Raw genomic sequence first — 16,729 nt, 5'->3', positions numbered from 1 at the left:
AGAACGTGTAAAATCCGCACTTCTGGTTAATGAATTTGTATTTCCTCCCCTGAAAATTACGATTAATTTGTCACCCAGTGATCTGAAAAACAAGAATGGAACCCATTTTGATCTGCCTTTGGCCTTGTTGATAGCACTCAATAAAAAGAGCTTTGAGGAAGAAGGGCTATTTGTATTTGGTGAATTGGGACTTGACGGGCGAGTAAAAAGCAGTTCCCTTCTTTTCCCGCTTATTTTGTCACTTAAGGAACAAGGGCTCATTAAACGTGCTATTGTTCCCAAAGAGTCGATAAGCTATCTTAATCATATTTCAGGTGTAGACTTTATTGCGGTAGAGACATTGAATGAGGCAATTGTATTGTTAAATAAGAAAACGTTTACAACAAATGTAGAGAAGTTTGATTATGATGCAAAATCATTTACGGTAGATAAGACAATTTACTATTATGAGCAGAAGTATGAAAATGATTTTAAAGAGGTTAAAGGACAAATGATCGCCAAGCGCGCTGCTATGATCGCTGCAGCAGGTATGCATAACTTTTTTATGGAGGGTAACCCTGGCTGCGGGAAGAGCATGATCGCCAAACGTATGAGAGATATACTTCCGCCTTTATTTGAAGAGGAGATGCTTTCCATAGCAAAGCATCAGTTCCTTGATGGGCAAAAGCCGGATTTTAAGGCGATACGCCCCATGCGATCACCGCACCATACGGCAACATCTGCTTCTATCTTTGGAGGAGGTTCAGGACAGGCACGCATCGGTGAAGTGGCTTTGGCAAGCCGGGGTATTTTGTTTTTTGATGAAATTCCACACTTTTCTAAAAATATACTTGAGGCAATGCGTGAACCACTGCAAGACAAAAAAGTACATATTGCAAGGGTCAATGCCAAAATAGAATATGAAGCAGATATTATGTTCATTGCAGCACAGAACCCTTGCCCTTGTGGCAATCTACTTTCTAAAACACAAGTATGCAGGTGTAGTGAAGTTGAGATAAAACGATACCAAAACAGGCTTTCTGATCCATTTCTTGATCGTATAGATCTCTTTGTTGTGATGCAGGAGGTAAGCAGTGAAGATAAAGCAGATGTGACTTCAAAAGCAATGCATGAGGCTGTTATAGAGGCATTTAGAATGCAAAAAAGAAGAGGACAAGAGAGATTAAATGGTAAACTTACGGAAGATGAGATAGAGAGCTATTGTATTTTGCATGAAGAGGCACAAAAAATTTTGGAAGGAGCCATACAAAAGTTTGGGCTCTCACACAGGAGTATTGCCTCTGTAAAAAAAGTGGGACGGTCGATTGCGGACTTAAACAGGCATGAACAGATAGAGAAAAAAGATATACTCGAAGCTTTAAGCTACAGACGCAGGAGATAAACCGGCCAAAATTGTCCGGTTCAACAGAAGAGTATTTAAGCCCCTACAATAACTTTGGTTACTATAAAGCCACCTACAACAAGCCAAACAAACATAGCTGCTGCTGTATAGATAGGAGCCAATCCTAAACCTTTAAATTTAGCAAAGATCGTTCCCATACCAAGAGCGGTCATTGCCATGGTAAGCAGGAATGTATCGATCTGGTTAATAATATCTACGTAGTGTTGAGGGATCAAATGGAATGAGTTGAATCCTGCAACCATAATGAAGTAAACTGCAAACCAAGGAATGACAAGTTTGGTTTTTTCATTTCTTTCTCCACCTTCTTTTTTTGCTGCCCATGCGAGATAAAGACCAAGTACAATAAGCATAGGAGCGATCATGATAACCCTTGTCATTTTAACGATCACGGCAGCATCTGCCATCTCTTTAGGACTTCCCGGTACAGAAGCAGGAACTGCTACAACCTGAGCCACCTCATGAATGGTCCCTCCTACATAGATACCAAAAGTACGTGGATCCATATGCAGGAATCCTACGGCATCTTTAATAATGGTTTCATACATAACGGGGTAGAGGAACATAGAGATGGTACCAAAAAGAACTACCATCGAGACTGCAATGGCTGTTTTATACTCTTCGGCTTTCAGTACAGGCTCTGTTGCCAAAACTGCTGCAGCCCCACAAACAGCAGCACCGGAGGCAGTAAGGATAGAAGTATCTTTTTCCATACCGAATATCTTATAACCTAACCATGAGCCGAGAATAAGTGTAGAGGTAAGCATGGTAAGAGAGACTAAAAATCCATCCATTCCTACCGCAGCGATCTGCTGGAATGTGATTCTAAATCCATAGATGACGATAGCAAAACGTAAGATTTTCTTTCCGGAGAAAGTGATACCGCTCTGCCACTCTTTTGGCATTTTATTATGTAGTGTATTTGCATAGAAAATACCCATAACGATACCAATGACCAATGGTGAGAGACCAAGTGCTTTAATGGGACCAAGCCCCGCGATAAATGTAGCTGCCGCAGCAAAAATAGCAACAAACAGGATACCACTTAGGGTACCTGCACGATTTTCAGGAGAAAATGCCATAACTTTCCTTTTTTAGTTCAAATTTATTGATAACTTTTTTGAAATTCTACTATAATTTTGATATAATACGAAATCAATAAAATAAAAGACGATTATAAATCAAATATATTTGCGTCAAAAGAGGAAAATATGAAATTAACCCTTAGACAAATGCAGATCTTTTTAAATGTAGTTGCATCAGGGCATTTAACCAATGTAGCCAAAGAGATGAAGCTAAGTCAGTCAGCCATCTCTATGTCTATTAAAGAGTTGGAAAATATTTTGGGACGACCTGTGTTTGACCGGATAAATAAAAAATTGGTACTGAATGAAGTGGGACGAGCTTTTCATAAAGAGATCGACCCTATCTTTAAAAAACTTACAGATATTGAGTATGAGTTTAAAAATTCAGAGAATAAAGGGATGATCCGTGTAGGGGCGAGTACAACAATCGTAGATTATTTGATGCCATCAATTATCTGCAGTTACATGAGCGCTTACCCTGATGTCAAGATCACACTCAAAGAAGGAAATACACAGGAGATCACACAGATGATCCAGGAAGGAAGCATTGATGTGGGCTTTGTAGAAGGGTTTGTTTCGGGCTCAGATATCATTAAGGAGAAAATAGGGATAGATGAACTAGTGGTTGTCACATCCGATAAAAATCTATGTGATACATGTTACATCGATGAACTTGCAGATAAAAGATGGGTACTTAGAGAAGAGGGCTCAGGAACCAGAGAAGTATTTCTGGATTACATTAAAGAGAAGGTAGATAATCTTAATATCTTTTTTGAATTGGGGCATACGGAATCGATCAAAAGTATATTGATGAACCGTGAATGTCTGACCTGTATCTCAAAAATCTCTGTGGAAAATGAGCTCAGAGAGGGCAAACTCCATCAGGTAGATGTGAAGAACTTTGAATGTAAAAGAGACTTTTTGATGATCTATCACAAAGACAAGTATCACAGTACCCTTTTTGAAAAATTCCTCTTTTTCTCTAAAAAACTGATGATGCAAATGCTTGACAATGAGAGTAAGATAAATTTTAAGGCGTAATACGTTTTAATGCATCTTCATACTCATGGGGATGATTTAAATTTGTAAACACAGAAGCATCCTCAAAAACAATGAATTGTGTATCTGCTTCTTTAAGTAGATTATTTAGCCTGTGATCCCCAACCTCTAAATTTTTTTTTGCTAAAGGAAGTATGGATCTTCTGTAAACACCGCAAAGTGGTTCAATACCATTGGGACCTTTTGCGATGAGAGCATCGTACTTCTTATTGTAAGCTAACAGTGACACTATCACCTTTTCATTTACAAAAGGTGCATCTACACTGAGAACAAAAAACTTATCAGCATTGAGTGATTCAAACATGGAGACAAGTCCTACCAAAGGAGAGCTTTGGGGGTAGTTATCAGTAATAACAGGTACTGTAAAATCAAATTTATCCTCTTTTGCCAAAAGGTAGACCTCTTTGAAATATTTGCTTAGTCTGCTATATTGAAATTCACTAAGGGTAGTACAGTTGGCAAAAGGAAGCAGGGTTTTATCTTTTCCCATACGTGAACTTTTCCCGCCGGCAAACAGTACAGCAGGGATATCATACTTCATGGTACACCTCTTTTATTATCTCAAATTTCTTTTTTGCGCTGTTGATGCAACAAGAGTACCATAAATGCTATAAAGGTAATGCCTGCCTCTATGAGAAACATATGCTCACCGTATATCTGTCCGGAGAGTAGTGCTCCTACCGAACCACCAAGCCCGAATGCAATACCCAGAAAAAACTGTTGGGCAAGTTTTTTCTGGGTATAGAGTGAAAAAACATAGGTAATTGAGGCAGTATGATAAAGTGCAAAACTGACTGCATGTAGAGACTGTGAGGCAAAGGTAAGTAGTACTGAATCTGCGAACCAGTAGAGCATAAGCCATCGTATGACGGTCACCGCTATGGCAAATTGTGCAATATGAAGGAGGTTCCTTTGCAACAAAGGTCCCTGGAAATAGAGCATAATGATTTCGCAGATCACCCCAAAGCTCCACATCCAACTGGTCATCTCAAGGGAGATACCGTGAGAAGTTTCATAAATAGTGAAGAAGTTGTAAAAGCCTCCAAATCCTACTTGCATTAGAAAAACAGAGAGCCAAAATGCCCAATATTTTGAAAGAGAAAAACTGCTGTCCTCCTGTGCTGTTTGATGTGAAACTGTATCATAACGAATAAGCAGTGCACCAAAAGCAGAGGTTAAAAGGGCTGTTATACTTAAATAGTAAAGTGCTTCATAGGGAGCAGAAAGTACTTTACCGAGCCATAAGGCAATGCCCATAAATCCCAATGAACCCCAAAGCCGTACCCGACCGTAACGGTTTTTGGACAATGCAGCAAGCGCAATGGTCTCTACATAAGGTAAAGAGATACCTACTGCCGCACCAAAAAGAAGATTTGTGAATAGATAGAGCCAAAAACTATGCACTGTACCTAAAAAAATAAGTGTTGCCAAAAAAGTCAGCCCGAGAGAAAACAGATAGACTCTGGGAGTCAATGCCAAATAGTGTCGAAAAACAAAAGGCAACAGGAAACGCATAAACGGGGCAGCTGCATAGATGGTTCCTACTTCAACAGTAGAATAGCCGAGTTCGAGGAGGACTTTGGGCATGAAAATAACGTAGACGCCCACCAGTGCAAAATAGAAAAAATAGTAGGTTCCCAAAAGAGGGGAGAGCAGTGTGTGTTTCTGTTTCATCTATGCTGTTTTGACCACAACGGCGGTACCGCTTAAAAGGTCATGCAGGGTTTTGTGGTCTTTTCTGAAAAACATGAGGATCCAGCCAAAAAAACTGAAAAAGGAGAGTATAGCACAGAAATTTCTGAACAGAATAGTAAAAAGCGGAGGCTTTTTACCTGTTGCGTCATTGATGAGCGTAAGCTCATAGGCACGATATCCCGGTGTTTGCCCTGTTCTGAACATAAAGGCACTTTGCACAAGTACAAGGGGTAATAGAATATAGAGCCAACCCAGTGCCTTATGTGCCGCAAAACCTTCACGACCACCCATAACCAGATAGAAAACAATGTACATAATGGGCATGAGCAGCATAAACGCATCGGTAAGAAAAGCTTTAAGTTTTTTGCCACTGGAGGCATAGGTTCTTTTTTGAACAGATTTTTGTTTGTTTTGGGGCTTTGTGACCTTCCCCTGCTTTACATCACGGAAACGTTGCTTTGCCATTATTTCAGCCCTTGTGACATTGTAAAGATAGGCAGCATCATTGCCGCGATGATTACTCCTACGAATCCGCCGATGAAGAGCATCATAAAAGGGTTTAGAAGACTCAGTAGAATTTTGATCTTGTCATCATTCTCTTCTGCATAGAGATGTGAAAGGTTGTCCAAGACACTTGATACTTCGCTTGATTCTTCCCCAAGTGCCAAAGATTGCATGAAATTACGTTTTAGTTTTATACCTTTTGTGAGTTGTAATGAGTTTGAGAGTTTATTCCCCTCAACTACTTTTGCAGCAGCTTTGTTAAAAAGTTCTTTAAGTGCATAGTTGGAAAACGTATCTTTTGAGAGCTGTACTGCCTGAGCGTAAGCCACACCGCTTCCAAGCATCAGTGAGAGGATATAGGAAAATCTTCCAAGCTCATGATTTTGGATCAAGTCACCGATAAGTGGGAGTTTTAACATAAAAGTGTCTACCATTTTATGAAAAGAATAGACTTTTGCGTAAAGCAGCTTGATCGCCATGATCAAAAGTACGATACCCGCAAGGATACCAATATAGTGTGTGATCAAAAAATCACTGACCCCTACAACAATCTGTGTGATCTTTGGCAGAGCCTGATCGGTATCTTCAAAGATCTGAGTGATCTTTGGGACTACGCTGACAAGCAAAAAGCCGATGATCACAATGGCAATGATGAAAATGGCAGCGGGGTAGATCATGGCACCTTTGACCTGTGATTTAACTTTGTTCTGTGCGGAGAAGAAGTGTGCCATATTGGTCAGTACTTCGACCATCTTTCCTCCTTCCCCTGCCACTTTCAAGCTTTGAAGATAGAAGTCCGGAAGTGCATAAACTTTTTGTGATTTCAAGGCGTGATAAAGTGATTTCCCCTCATCGATCATGGTTTTTACAGAGTTGAGAAAAGAGACATACTTCTTCTCTCCCTCATGTTGGTTCTCCAGCAATCGTATGGCTGTTAGAATGGTCATCCCTGAGTTGAGGTAGGAAGAGAGTTCTTTGGAAAAGGTCGCAAGGAGCTCCCCCGGCATTTGACGTTTGGAAAAGGCTTCAAGGGAAAACTCTTTGGTAGGACCGAGTGACTCATAATAAATGTTTTGGGAACGAAGTTTCTGTCCGGCTTCTTCTGTAGAAGCAGCAGTTACTGTTCCTTTAACCTTTTTACCTGTTTTGTCAAACCCTTTGTACTTAAAAAGCATTAACCTGTTGATCCTTGTATCATGAATTGTAGTATTATAACTTTTTTAGCTGTATCTAGCTATAGTTTCACATGAAACGATTTGTAGCACTCTATTTTCTTTTTTTGGTTTTGTTGTTCGTCTTTTTCTATGCACCGACTTCAGCACTCTCTACTCTTTTAAACGAAGGACAGACAAAGCTTACTCTTTTTTTTCTGGGACTGTTTTTGGATCCTGACCAGCTTCACGGTATAGATATCTGGATCAATCCCCACTATAAGATCATCATTACCCAGGCCTGCAACGGGATGATCCCTATCTTATTTCTTTTTGCTTCTATTCTTGCCTATCCTTCTTCGATGCTACATAAACTGCTTTGGATGTGTATAGGCTATATCGTTTTTTCCATAGTCAATGTGGTGCGTCTTCTGTTTGTAGCGTATGCAACACACATAGGTAAGGGACAGGAGGAGTTCCGTTGGTCACATGACTTTGTCGGTAATGCACTGTTGCTGCTGACCGGACTGGGGCTTTTTATTGCCTTCATTCAAACAGCAAGAAAAAAAATTACTGTAGCTTGAAGTGAAAATACGAAGAGGAGTATTTGTCTTTGATCTTGATCTCATCAACCAATGCACCGTAGCCACCGGTCTCTTCAGGCGGTAGGATCTTTATCTGCTCAGGGATGAAGAACTCTCTGGAACTCTTTTTCAGGATCTCTTTGCTTTTTTGTTCGGTGATCTTAAAGTAGCGCTGCAGTATCTCATAGGCTTCTTTTTTCTCTTTATGATATTTGACTACATCGGGTGTTAAAAAAAGGGAGTCCTGCAGGGAGAGCTTGTTCCTTTCTGAAATATAGATGATCTGCTCACGGTTTTGCGAATGCACCTGCAGGACATAGACAATAGATGTAGAGAGAATAAGCACAGAGATAAGCACTTCAATAATGGTAAAGGCACTGCGTAATGTTTTCAATAGAAGTCTCCGCTGTTTGAGACAAGGTCACTGTTTTTTAGCCAGAGATCTTTGGCATCTTCAAGAGAGTCCACCTTTTGTGCCTCTCCAAAAAAAGAGGGGAGAAAGTAGACACCTTTGTTATCTTTGAGAATGATCTGTGTACTGCTCCCGTTTTGGTAGAAATTGAGCACCAGACAGATCTTTTTGTCTTTGTATCTTCCATATTCCAAGCGTAGAAGAGATTCTCTCTCATCCAATGTATAGGCTTCAATTCCTTTAAGGTCAATGCCGTCTTCATAAGGCTTAAAGCTATCCTGAATACCGCTACGCAGATAGCAGGAGCGGCATTTATTGACACACATAAGTGTCTCTTTGTTATGAAAGCCTTCGGATTTCATGAGAACAGATTTTATATTTAAAGGGGTAAGGGCTTTGGGTTTGCTTTTGGGTTTTTCAATACCGTTAAAGCCAAGAAAATAGATGACCGAGACGATCAAAATGACAATAAGCAGCTCCAAAAGCGAGAATCCTTTATGCATCTGTCCGTCTCTGGTGGGCATGAATAACAAACGGGTTATTTGTTACATCCGGAGAAGAGTATGTCTTTGCCGCTCTCTTCCCCTCCCTCTTTTCTGTCTGCTGCAAAAGAGATGATCTCTACATCATCCCCTTTTTTAATGTAGACAAAAGGGGTCTTCCATGAATCTTTAGGGAGTTTTTTCAAGTAGGGTTTTGCACGGTAATTTGGATATTTGTCTGCATCGGGGTTGCTTAAAAGTGCTTCAAATCCCTCTTCCGTATCTGGGTAGACACCATTATCAAGCTTGAACATATCAAGTCTTTTTTTAAGGTCATTCATCTTAAGACAGACCGTATCTCTTTTTGCCTGATCGGCAGAGTCCATGAGACCCGGTGCTACCACCGCAACAAGTCCTCCCAAAATAACAATAACAATGAGCAATTCTATTAGGGAGAAGCCTGCTCTTAATTTTTTAGTTTCCAAATTCTTTAGTTCTTTCACATCAATCCTTGGTATAATAATCTTTCGAATATGATTTTACTTTAATAGAGCTTTTAAATGGATAAACCCACACTTACCATCTCCAGCAGTGTTCCCCATAAAAAAGGGTTCGCACTTATTCTTACCCTCTCTGTTCTGGCGGTGATCATTGCGCTTACCAATGTGCTTATAGGGTATATGGATCATGTCAGACGGGATGCGACCTACACCAAAGCATTGATACAGGGCAACCTCTATTATACTGATCTAAAAGGGATGCTTGAGCGTAAATTCAAGTCAAACCGAAAAGGACTCTATACACAACTTTATCAAACCTCTATCCCGCTTGCTTCTCCTGACGGAAGATTTTCTCTGATGATCCACTGCCGTCCTTTGGCAAACGGTGTCAATATCAACTGGCTTGGCTTGGGTAATGATCAGCAAATGCAAGAGCAGTATACTGCTGCACTCAAAGTATTTGAAGCCATCGTACAGCGCTACAATCTGGAAGATGCAACAAGACTGCAGGATATGATACTTGAAGCCATAGGAAAGCCGGATGAGAGGTTCGTGCAGCCGGAACAAAGCAGACTTCGACAAAAAAATGGTATTATATCATACCAACAATTCGAGGCGATTTTGCAGCGTTATCAGTTTGAAGCGGATGATGCGAAAGTAAGCCGGGTACCCTGGAAAAAGCTTTTTGTTTTTAACGAGATCAAAAGAGACAAAAAAGGAAAAGTGATAAGAGGAGACAAGATAGACGGAGATTATCTTTCGCCTGAGCTTATCTCTTTATTTTTCGATATAGATCTAGCGACAGTGAAAGAAGAGTGGAAAGAGAGTGAAACGAAACTTAAAACATTTGTTCAAAATATGGGTGAAGGCGATAAGTACAGTACAAAACTTTTTACAAAAGTGTTTTTGCCTATGACCGGGTGCGAGGTCTCATACAGATACGGCGGGGAGAGATTTATGTTTAGATTTGAAGATATTCAGAAAGAGGTGAAGAATTTTGAATTTTATGGGAAGTAACAAAGAGCTGCTACTGATTCATGCCGGAATGAAACGCGTGTTTCTCTCACACGGTGTGAATGTGATGCTTACACCGCAGTATTACACACTTAAAAAAGAGGAACTTCCGGTGAAGTATCTCTATCAGGCCAAAAAAATAGCACCTTCTCTTTTTGACGGACTGCTTGAAGAGGTGGGCAGTTATGAATATCTGGTCTACAAAGAGGAAGATAAATGGGTTTTCATCGCTTACAATCCTGGGCAGATAAGGTCACTGCTTCTGTCTAAAGGCATCAACCCTGAGCAGGTAGGCAAGATCTTTTTTGCGCAACAGGCAGTGGAGCATTTTAAATCATCGGTTCTTTTGGGTGAGAATGAAGCACTGGTTGCCTTGGACAATACTGTTGTAGTTGTGCCTCAGACAGCACTGGATGAAGAAGTAAAACCTATTCCTTTCACAAACAACTTCACACCAAAAACAGGTATTACCCTGCAGGGAGTATACGGCTCTTTGCTCAGTATGAAACAAGCACTTGCATTGGCTTTGATCTTTTTGCTTTTTGGAGGAATGTTTTTTGTAGAAGGTAAACGCTATAGTAAGGGTTCTACCGCTATACAGAGAGAACTGCAGGAACTTCAGGATGCATACCCCTCTTTGCAAAGCAGGATACAAAGAGAGAGCATCGCAGACAAATACAGAAGCATCGACAGCAAAGAGAGAAGAAAAAGAGAGATCATTAAATCTCTCTCAGGACTCATCTTTAAAGGCGCGACACTGAATTCCCTTCTTGTCAATGATAAAGGCTTTAAAGCACAGTTTGCCTGCAGTGATGAAAAGGTAGCCAAGCACCTGAGTCAGTTGGCAAAAAAAGAGAAATTTCAAAAAGTAAAAAACACAGGAAGCAATACTGTTGAGATCGAGGGGGTATTATGAATTTGAAAAAATATCAGAATGAACTCATTGCACTTTTGGCACTGCTTTTGATGGTTACGGCATTTTTCTATAAAAATGCGCAGGTCTCTTCGGGTGCAAAGCAGGCAAGTGAACTGAAACAGTCGGTTAATGAGTTCAAAGAGATCGTTACTCTCAAGAGGATATGGGCAGACAAGAAGATCTCTAAAAAACTGGATAAGTTAAAAGAGCTTATTCCTGTATCTAAAGTAAAATGGAGCAAAAAGGGTAAAAAGCTTACAGCAACATATACGGGGTTGAATGCTTCGGAATTAAACAAACTCACAACAAAAATCATGAATCTTGCTGTGCAGATACAGCTTCTTGACATAAAAAAAAGCGGTTCATCCTACACTATGGAGTTTAAATGCAAATGGTAAAAAAATTTTTCATACTGCTCTTTATTGCTTGGTTTGCGCTGCTGTTCTTCATGCCCAAACAAGAGCTCTACTATACACTTGAAAAAGAGCTTGCGCAACAAGGCGTAGAGATCAATGAAGAGAGTATCAATGAAGGTATTTTCTCATTAACCATCAACAATGCTTCGGTCTATGTGAAAGGGATTAAAATAGCAACCATTGAAAAGGTAAGCTTTTTTACCCTGCTCTTTTATACCAAAGCAGAGATTGATAATTTGCTGTTAGATGACTCACTTAAAGCCATGGCGCCACAGCATACAGATAAGGTACTGTTGACACATTCATTGCTTTCTGTATGGACTGTACCCATCCATGCAGAGGGAAGTTTTGGTGTGGTTGATGGATATGCCGATCTGAAAGCACGAAAAGTTCGTCTGAATTTTATTGAGACAAAAGAGATAGATTCTATTAAGTCACAGTTGAAAAAAGACAAGAAAGGATGGTATTATGAAACATCTTTTTAAGCCCTCCACCTTTAAATGGATCCTCACGCTTCTAATACTGCTGGTACTCATTAAGCTTGTCTGGTTTGCCGTGGAGATGAAGTGGCTTCCTGCTTCAGGAGTGGAGCATACTCAAGAGAGTGGAGGAAAGTCGCTTTATTACAGAGTAAAACTTACTCCTAATGAGGCACCGGCTCCGGTAAAAAAAGCACCGGTTCAGTCAAAAAGACCTGTAGGAAGCATCAGAGATATCACACTCTTGGCGATCTACAATGCTTCGGATGCAACAGTTATTACTGTCTCCTACAAGGGAAAGACAAAAGTCCTCTCCAAAGGAGATGATATCAATGGTTTTGTTCTGGAAGGAGCAGGCAGTACCTATGCTACATTCAGTAAGAATGCAAAGTCATATAAAGTAGATCTCGTTAAAGGAAAGCATAACGGTAAAGGGAGAAACAGCATTCAAAACAGTAATATACCTTCAGTTTCTATTCCGTCGGGTAAAGCAGAAGGAGAGATTACAGATGCAGGTGATCATAAGATCATTGATCGGACTTTGCTTAACCATTATGCTAAGAATATGGACGATATTTACAAAAATATCGGTATTGCTGAGGTAAGAGACGGCAGGAATCTGAAAGGCTTTAAGATCACCTTTGTAAGAAAAGGCAGCCCTTTTGCCAAGCTGGGCGTAAAGAGAGATGATATCATTAAATCCATCAACGGACAAGAGATAAATAGCTATAATGCAGCATTTAATATGTATAAAAATATCCAAAATGTAGAGAATGTCACACTGGTCATTCAAAGAGGAAAAGAAGAAATGGAGCTAGAATATGAAATTAACTAAAATAGTATTGGGATTATTGCTTATCTTATCATTAGGCTTACACGCAGATGATGAAAAAGTGGATGTGAACTTCCGAAATTTAAGTGTCAAAGATTTTGTGGAGATGGTCTCAAAGATCACCCATAAAAATATTCTTATAGAGGGTGATCTTAAAGGTAAGATCAACTTTGTATCTACGTCGCCGATCAAAAAGAGTTCTCTGCTTCCTTTGGCAAATTCTATTTTACAAAGTAAAGGGTTTAGTCTTATAGATCAGGGTGAATTCTACAAAGTGGTCAAAAGTGCGAACGCAGCGGGAGAAGGACTGCCTGTCAGCAGTACAATAAATGGAAAGACTATGGAAACAGTGATGTTCCCACTCAAAAACTCCAATGCGGCAGTTATCCGTGCGAAGATCAAGCCGCTGCTTCACAAAAGTGCAAAGGTCATCTCCTTTAAAGAGAACAATGTCTTGGCAATCACTGCCAATCCAAGAACCCTTCGTTCTATTGCCAAAATTATCAAAGCTGTAGAAGAGAAGGGAGAGAAGCGATCAACGGTCGTGAGACTGCAGAACTCGTCAGTAAAAGATGTATTTGCCAATGCCCAAAGTATGTCCAAAAAACTTTTCCCGCAAACTATTGAGAGCCAAAAAGTGGATGTATTTAAAGATGAGGCGACCAACTCTATCATTCTGGTAGGAAAACCGGAGAACAACAGCCGTATGATCCGCTACATCAAACAGCTTGATATGAAAGGGGAGGATCAGACACAAAAAATGTATGTGATCCGTCTGAAAAATTCCAATGTGGAAGATATGGAAAAAATACTCTCCAAGCTTGTATCGCAGATGAATAATGTTGCCATTAAAAGACCAAGAAAAGGGGCAAAGCCGCCTACTAAAGCGATGGTCGTCTCCGATGTAGAGAGAAATGCACTCATTGTTCTTGCAACAGGAGAACAGATCAAAAATATCCGTGCGACGGTGAAGAAAATCGATATCCCTAAAGTACAGGTTTATGTTAAGGCACGTATTGTGGAAATCAATACGGATCTGGCTGAGCAAATTGGATTGCGTTACGGATTTGAGGGTGGCAAGATCACGTCTAAAGGACTTTTTTCTGCCGCAGCAAATTTGGGAGCATCTTCATTAATGGTCTCTCCTACACTTATGAGTTTCCTGAATACAACGACCACAAGATATGATGCCAACGGTAATGCCATTACAAGTGATGAAAGACCATTTAAATTTGATAATGGCATATCAGAAGTATTTGCACTTGGCGCAAAAATCGATCTTTTAAAACAAAACGGTGCGGCACATATCTTGAGTGAACCTTCTGTTCTATGTACAAATAACAAAGAGGCTTCCATTCAGGTTGGACGTACTCAGTCTATCTTGACACAGGCACAGCAATCGACACAGGGACAGGGAAATATCATTAACAACTACTCCAGAGAAGATATTGGTATTACACTGAAAGTCAAACCGAGACTCTCCAGCAACAACAAGGTAACTCTGGAAGTCGAAGCACAGATAGAAGATATCCTTCCTGGATCTAGCGCTTCTGCTGATAGACCGACAACGACTAAACGTAAAGTGACTACCAATGCCATTGTCAACAATGGTGAAACGATCATTCTAGGCGGACTTATGAAACAATCGGGAGGAAAGAGTATCACAAAAGTACCACTTTTGGGAGATATCCCTATTTTGGGTGAACTCTTTACATCCAGAGGAGACATGTCCAACAAGATTAATGTTGTGATCTACCTTACCCCATATATTGTAAGAAAGAGTGGTGATCTAAAGAAATTACGACAGGCACTTGGTGAACTTGAAGAGATACAGACAAAATACAATGATTTTGTTAGAAAAGGATTGAATAAAGAAGCAGGTATAGAGAAAGACGGCAACATTGAAGTCGCCCCTGCACATAGAAGGATACGTCGTATACATAAAAATAATCTTAGTATCCTGGATACAGAGGAGTAGAGATGCAGTTCCCTCGTCTACAGGATGTCAATCTTGAACCTCTCTGGGAAGAGGAGATAAACCATAAACTTGCACTGAAACACTCATTGCTCTTTAGTAATATAGAGGGTGTCAAGACAGCTGTTGTGGAGCAAAACAGTCTTGGTGATGCACTCAATTACCTCTCAAAACTTTCATTAGACTATCCTATCACCCTTTTGGATGAAGAGAGTTTTGAAAGACTAAAAAACAAATTCTTGGAGATCCAGACAGGTTCTGATTTTGAAGAGATGTCTACTACCTCCGAAGAGCTTATTGAAGTAGAGGGTGATCTGCTTGAGTTCATCCGTAATTCACAAGACCTTCTCTCCAGTGAAGACTCTGCACCTATTATCAAGTTGGTTAACTCTCTGTTTTTCCAAGCGCTTAAAAAAGGTGCGAGCGATATTCACATTGAGTCTCAGGAAAGAAAAGGAGAAGTACGCTTGCGTATAGACGGGGCATTGAAAAAGCATCTTGATCTGGAGAGAACCATTACCGGCTTGGTGATCAACCGTATTAAAGTCATTTCAAATCTGGATATATCGGAAAAAAGGCTGCCTCAAGACGGTCGTACGCAGATCAGTATCTCCGGGAAAACGCTGGATGTAAGGGTTTCGGTACTTCCTACCTATCATGGAGAGAGAGTGGTCATGAGGATCTTGGCACAGAGCGAACATATCCCAACACTTGAGTCGTTGGGGTTTCAGGATGATATTACAAAAAACTTATACAAACTTCTTAACCATGCACATGGGATGATACTGGTCACCGGACCTACCGGTTCAGGTAAATCTACCACACTGCATGCGTGCCTGCAGCATATTTCAACACCAGATAAAAATATTATCACGGTAGAAGACCCTGTTGAATATAATGCGGAAAATATCTCTCAAATACAAGTCAATACCAAAGTGGGGCTTACCTTTGCTTCCGGGTTGCGTTCCATTTTGAGACAGGATCCTGACATTATCATGGTAGGAGAGATACGTGACTCGGAGACAGCAGATATTGCTCTGCGTTCTGCATTGACAGGTCACCTGCTGCTCTCTACCCTACACACGAACGATGCTACCTCTTCACTTAGCCGTCTGATGGATATGGGAATAGAGAATTTCCTTATCTCCTCTACGCTTTTAGGAGTGCTGGCGCAAAGACTTACAAGAAAACTTTGTACAGAATGCAAAGAAGCAACACGTCTGGCTCCGGCAGTGACAGAAGAGATAGGTGTACCTCAGGAAAAACACTATTTTAAAGCAGTAGGCTGTAAAGCATGTGATTTTACCGGATACAAAGGCAGACAGGCAATAGGTGAACTTTTTATTATTGATGACAGTGTAAAAGAGATGATGAAAGACGGACTGAATGACCATCAGGTAAGAGAAGCCATGAAAAAAAATGGCATGAAAACCATTGCCGACAAGCTCAAAGAGATGCTTCTTGCAGGCGAAACAAGTTATGAAGAAGCGATCCGAGTCGGACTGATGGATGGCTAGAGACGATGCTTAAACGTCCTGCCTTTACACTTATAGAGGTGCTCATTTCCATTGTACTGCTCGGTATTATTCTTCCGGCACTCTATAGCAGTGTTGACCTCATGCGTGATTCCAATGCGCACCTGCTTGCTTATTTGAATAAAGCAAAGAAAATTACGCAGGCAACAGATATGCTCTACCTTGATATTGTCAGTTCAGACGGTAACCTTACAATAAAAAAAGATGAATTCACAAGACTTTGTATAGAGCAGACACAAAATTCACTCCATGAACTCCATGCCCCTAAGGTATGTTGGGTTGTTTTAAAAAAAGAGAATACATTAGTCAGGGTTGAAGGTGTGAATTATACGCTTCCGTTACGTTCAGAAGAGAGAGTTGCGGTTGATCCTATTATGAAAGGAGTAGAACTGTTTGATATCTACTATCCGAAGAAGAAGGATAAAGTATTGATATTGCTTCAACAAAAAGGAAAAGCACCGATCAGTTTTATGGTGCAGGGGATTACCCGACCCAAACCACTCACAGGAGGGGGCAGTGACAAGAATCATACGCATATAACAAATCCAGGCACAAGAACTCCTTCGGGTACGCACAATCCAGGCAATCCAGGCAATCCAGGCAATCCAGGCAATCCAGGCAATCCAGGCAATCCAGGCAATCCAGGCAATCCAGGCAATCCAGGCAATCCAGGCAATCCAGGCAATCCAGG

19 protein-coding genes are annotated in these 16,729 nt (G+C 40.6%); 11 read left to right on the top strand and 8 right to left on the bottom strand.

What is annotated here, in order from left to right:
• The coding region (locus tag MVE01_RS04650; protein WP_472561002.1) for a YifB family Mg chelatase-like AAA ATPase at positions 1 to 1,381 on the top strand (1,381 nt) is incomplete at its 5' end.
• Between the two features lie 35 nt (positions 1,382 to 1,416).
• Here the strand turns inward: MVE01_RS04650 and MVE01_RS04645 are convergent.
• Positions 1,417 to 2,481 (bottom strand): YeiH family protein, encoded by a 1,065-nt coding sequence (locus tag MVE01_RS04645; RefSeq protein ID WP_472561001.1) that lies wholly within the window; start codon positions 2,479 to 2,481, stop codon positions 1,417 to 1,419.
• A 129-nt stretch (positions 2,482 to 2,610) separates the two neighbouring features.
• Between MVE01_RS04645 and MVE01_RS04640 the strand changes: the two genes are divergently transcribed.
• Positions 2,611 to 3,525, top strand: coding sequence for a LysR substrate-binding domain-containing protein (locus tag MVE01_RS04640; RefSeq protein ID WP_472561000.1), 915 nt, complete (start codon positions 2,611 to 2,613; stop codon positions 3,523 to 3,525).
• Here MVE01_RS04640 and mobA read toward each other — a convergent pair.
• From mobA to MVE01_RS04620, 4 genes are read right to left on the bottom strand one after another with little or no spacing between them, the layout of a single operon-like run.
• Positions 3,515 to 4,084 (bottom strand): molybdenum cofactor guanylyltransferase MobA, encoded by a 570-nt coding sequence (mobA, locus tag MVE01_RS04635; RefSeq protein WP_472560999.1) that lies wholly within the window; start codon positions 4,082 to 4,084, stop codon positions 3,515 to 3,517. The genes MVE01_RS04640 and mobA overlap by 11 nt on opposite strands.
• Positions 4,085 to 4,104: 20 nt before the next feature.
• Complete coding sequence (locus tag MVE01_RS04630) at positions 4,105 to 5,217, bottom strand: MFS transporter (protein ID WP_472560998.1); 1,113 nt, start codon at positions 5,215 to 5,217, stop codon at positions 4,105 to 4,107.
• A complete protein-coding gene (locus MVE01_RS04625) occupies positions 5,218 to 5,703 on the bottom strand; it encodes an RDD family protein (protein ID WP_472560997.1) in 486 nt (161 codons plus the stop codon).
• On the bottom strand, positions 5,703 to 6,917 hold the full coding sequence (locus tag MVE01_RS04620; RefSeq protein ID WP_472560996.1) for a type II secretion system F family protein: 1,215 nt from the start codon (positions 6,915 to 6,917) through the stop codon (positions 5,703 to 5,705). The genes MVE01_RS04625 and MVE01_RS04620 overlap by 1 nt, the downstream gene beginning before the upstream one ends.
• Positions 6,918 to 6,988: 71 nt before the next feature.
• Between MVE01_RS04620 and MVE01_RS04615 the strand changes: the two genes are divergently transcribed.
• Positions 6,989 to 7,477, top strand: a complete 489-nt coding sequence (locus tag MVE01_RS04615; protein WP_472560995.1) for an exosortase/archaeosortase family protein — start codon at positions 6,989 to 6,991, stop codon at positions 7,475 to 7,477.
• On the opposite strand, the gene MVE01_RS04610 is transcribed toward MVE01_RS04615, so the two are convergent.
• Genes MVE01_RS04610 through gspG form a run of 3 tightly spaced genes read right to left on the bottom strand, consistent with a single transcriptional unit; the run spans position 7,464 to position 8,874 of the window.
• Positions 7,464 to 7,871, bottom strand: coding sequence for a type IV pilus modification PilV family protein (locus MVE01_RS04610; RefSeq protein WP_472560994.1), 408 nt, complete (start codon positions 7,869 to 7,871; stop codon positions 7,464 to 7,466). The two genes, MVE01_RS04615 and MVE01_RS04610, sit on opposite strands and share 14 nt — an antisense overlap.
• Positions 7,868 to 8,392 carry a prepilin-type N-terminal cleavage/methylation domain-containing protein gene (locus MVE01_RS04605; RefSeq protein ID WP_472560993.1) on the bottom strand — a complete coding sequence of 175 codons (525 nt, stop codon included), beginning with the start codon at positions 8,390 to 8,392 and terminating at the stop codon, positions 7,868 to 7,870. The genes MVE01_RS04610 and MVE01_RS04605 overlap by 4 nt, the downstream gene beginning before the upstream one ends.
• Before the next feature lie 35 nt (positions 8,393 to 8,427).
• Positions 8,428 to 8,874 carry a type II secretion system major pseudopilin GspG gene (gspG, locus tag MVE01_RS04600; protein ID WP_472560992.1) on the bottom strand — a complete coding sequence of 149 codons (447 nt, stop codon included), beginning with the start codon at positions 8,872 to 8,874 and terminating at the stop codon, positions 8,428 to 8,430.
• Positions 8,875 to 8,931: 57 nt separating this feature from the next.
• Here gspG and MVE01_RS04595 point away from each other — a divergent pair, with 57 nt between their 5' ends.
• From MVE01_RS04595 to MVE01_RS04560, 8 genes are all read left to right on the top strand, one after another.
• Entirely contained in the window at positions 8,932 to 9,888 is a 957-nt protein-coding gene (locus MVE01_RS04595) for a hypothetical protein (protein WP_472560991.1), read from the top strand.
• Positions 9,878 to 10,801 carry a hypothetical protein gene (locus MVE01_RS04590; RefSeq protein WP_472561003.1) on the top strand — a complete coding sequence of 308 codons (924 nt, stop codon included), beginning with the start codon at positions 9,878 to 9,880 and terminating at the stop codon, positions 10,799 to 10,801. Before MVE01_RS04595 ends, MVE01_RS04590 begins: the two co-directional genes overlap by 11 nt.
• The gene (locus MVE01_RS04585; protein WP_472560990.1) at positions 10,798 to 11,199 is read left to right on the top strand and encodes a hypothetical protein; all 402 of its coding nucleotides are present in this window, start codon (positions 10,798 to 10,800) and stop codon (positions 11,197 to 11,199) included. The genes MVE01_RS04590 and MVE01_RS04585 overlap by 4 nt, the downstream gene beginning before the upstream one ends.
• The gene (locus MVE01_RS04580) at positions 11,187 to 11,702 is read left to right on the top strand and encodes a hypothetical protein (protein ID WP_472560989.1); all 516 of its coding nucleotides are present in this window, start codon (positions 11,187 to 11,189) and stop codon (positions 11,700 to 11,702) included. Before MVE01_RS04585 ends, MVE01_RS04580 begins: the two co-directional genes overlap by 13 nt.
• Complete coding sequence (locus tag MVE01_RS04575; protein ID WP_472560988.1) at positions 11,686 to 12,531, top strand: PDZ domain-containing protein; 846 nt, start codon at positions 11,686 to 11,688, stop codon at positions 12,529 to 12,531. The genes MVE01_RS04580 and MVE01_RS04575 overlap by 17 nt, the downstream gene beginning before the upstream one ends.
• On the top strand, positions 12,518 to 14,506 hold the full coding sequence (gene gspD / locus MVE01_RS04570; protein ID WP_472560987.1) for a type II secretion system secretin GspD: 1,989 nt from the start codon (positions 12,518 to 12,520) through the stop codon (positions 14,504 to 14,506). The genes MVE01_RS04575 and gspD overlap by 14 nt, the downstream gene beginning before the upstream one ends.
• A 2-nt stretch (positions 14,507 to 14,508) precedes the next feature.
• Complete coding sequence (locus MVE01_RS04565) at positions 14,509 to 16,020, top strand: GspE/PulE family protein (RefSeq protein WP_472560986.1); 1,512 nt, start codon at positions 14,509 to 14,511, stop codon at positions 16,018 to 16,020.
• A gap of 5 nt (positions 16,021 to 16,025) precedes the next feature.
• On the top strand, positions 16,026 to 16,729 hold a 704-nt coding region (locus MVE01_RS04560; protein WP_472560985.1), incomplete at its 3' end, for a type II secretion system protein.

The organism is Sulfurovum sp., assembly GCA_026990595.1.
Classification (GTDB): Bacteria; Campylobacterota; Campylobacteria; order Campylobacterales; family Sulfurovaceae; genus Sulfurovum.
The sequence above is the reverse complement of the archived record's forward strand: the minus strand, read 5'-3'. Positions and strand labels throughout refer to the sequence as shown.

Bases quoted from the DNA above. Each gene is read 5' to 3' on its own strand.
- MVE01_RS04590 (WP_472561003.1), top strand. From the start codon at position 9,878: ATGGGAAGTAACAAAGAGCTGCTACTGATTCATGCCGGAATGAAACGC.
- MVE01_RS04575 (WP_472560988.1), top strand. From the start codon at position 11,686: ATGAAACATCTTTTTAAGCCCTCCACCTTTAAATGGATCCTCACGCTT.
- MVE01_RS04625 (WP_472560997.1), bottom strand. From the start codon at position 5,703: ATGGCAAAGCAACGTTTCCGTGATGTAAAGCAGGGGAAGGTCACAAAG.
- gspD (WP_472560987.1), top strand. From the start codon at position 12,518: ATGAAATTAACTAAAATAGTATTGGGATTATTGCTTATCTTATCATTA.
- MVE01_RS04580 (WP_472560989.1), top strand. From the start codon at position 11,187: ATGCAAATGGTAAAAAAATTTTTCATACTGCTCTTTATTGCTTGGTTT.
- MVE01_RS04605 (WP_472560993.1), bottom strand. From the start codon at position 8,392: ATGCATAAAGGATTCTCGCTTTTGGAGCTGCTTATTGTCATTTTGATC.
- MVE01_RS04645 (WP_472561001.1), bottom strand. From the start codon at position 2,481: ATGGCATTTTCTCCTGAAAATCGTGCAGGTACCCTAAGTGGTATCCTG.
- MVE01_RS04620 (WP_472560996.1), bottom strand. From the start codon at position 6,917: ATGCTTTTTAAGTACAAAGGGTTTGACAAAACAGGTAAAAAGGTTAAA.
- MVE01_RS04585 (WP_472560990.1), top strand. From the start codon at position 10,798: ATGAATTTGAAAAAATATCAGAATGAACTCATTGCACTTTTGGCACTG.
- MVE01_RS04565 (WP_472560986.1), top strand. From the start codon at position 14,509: ATGCAGTTCCCTCGTCTACAGGATGTCAATCTTGAACCTCTCTGGGAA.
- MVE01_RS04615 (WP_472560995.1), top strand. From the start codon at position 6,989: ATGAAACGATTTGTAGCACTCTATTTTCTTTTTTTGGTTTTGTTGTTC.
- MVE01_RS04595 (WP_472560991.1), top strand. From the start codon at position 8,932: ATGGATAAACCCACACTTACCATCTCCAGCAGTGTTCCCCATAAAAAA.
- MVE01_RS04630 (WP_472560998.1), bottom strand. From the start codon at position 5,217: ATGAAACAGAAACACACACTGCTCTCCCCTCTTTTGGGAACCTACTAT.
- mobA (WP_472560999.1), bottom strand. From the start codon at position 4,084: ATGAAGTATGATATCCCTGCTGTACTGTTTGCCGGCGGGAAAAGTTCA.
- MVE01_RS04640 (WP_472561000.1), top strand. From the start codon at position 2,611: ATGAAATTAACCCTTAGACAAATGCAGATCTTTTTAAATGTAGTTGCA.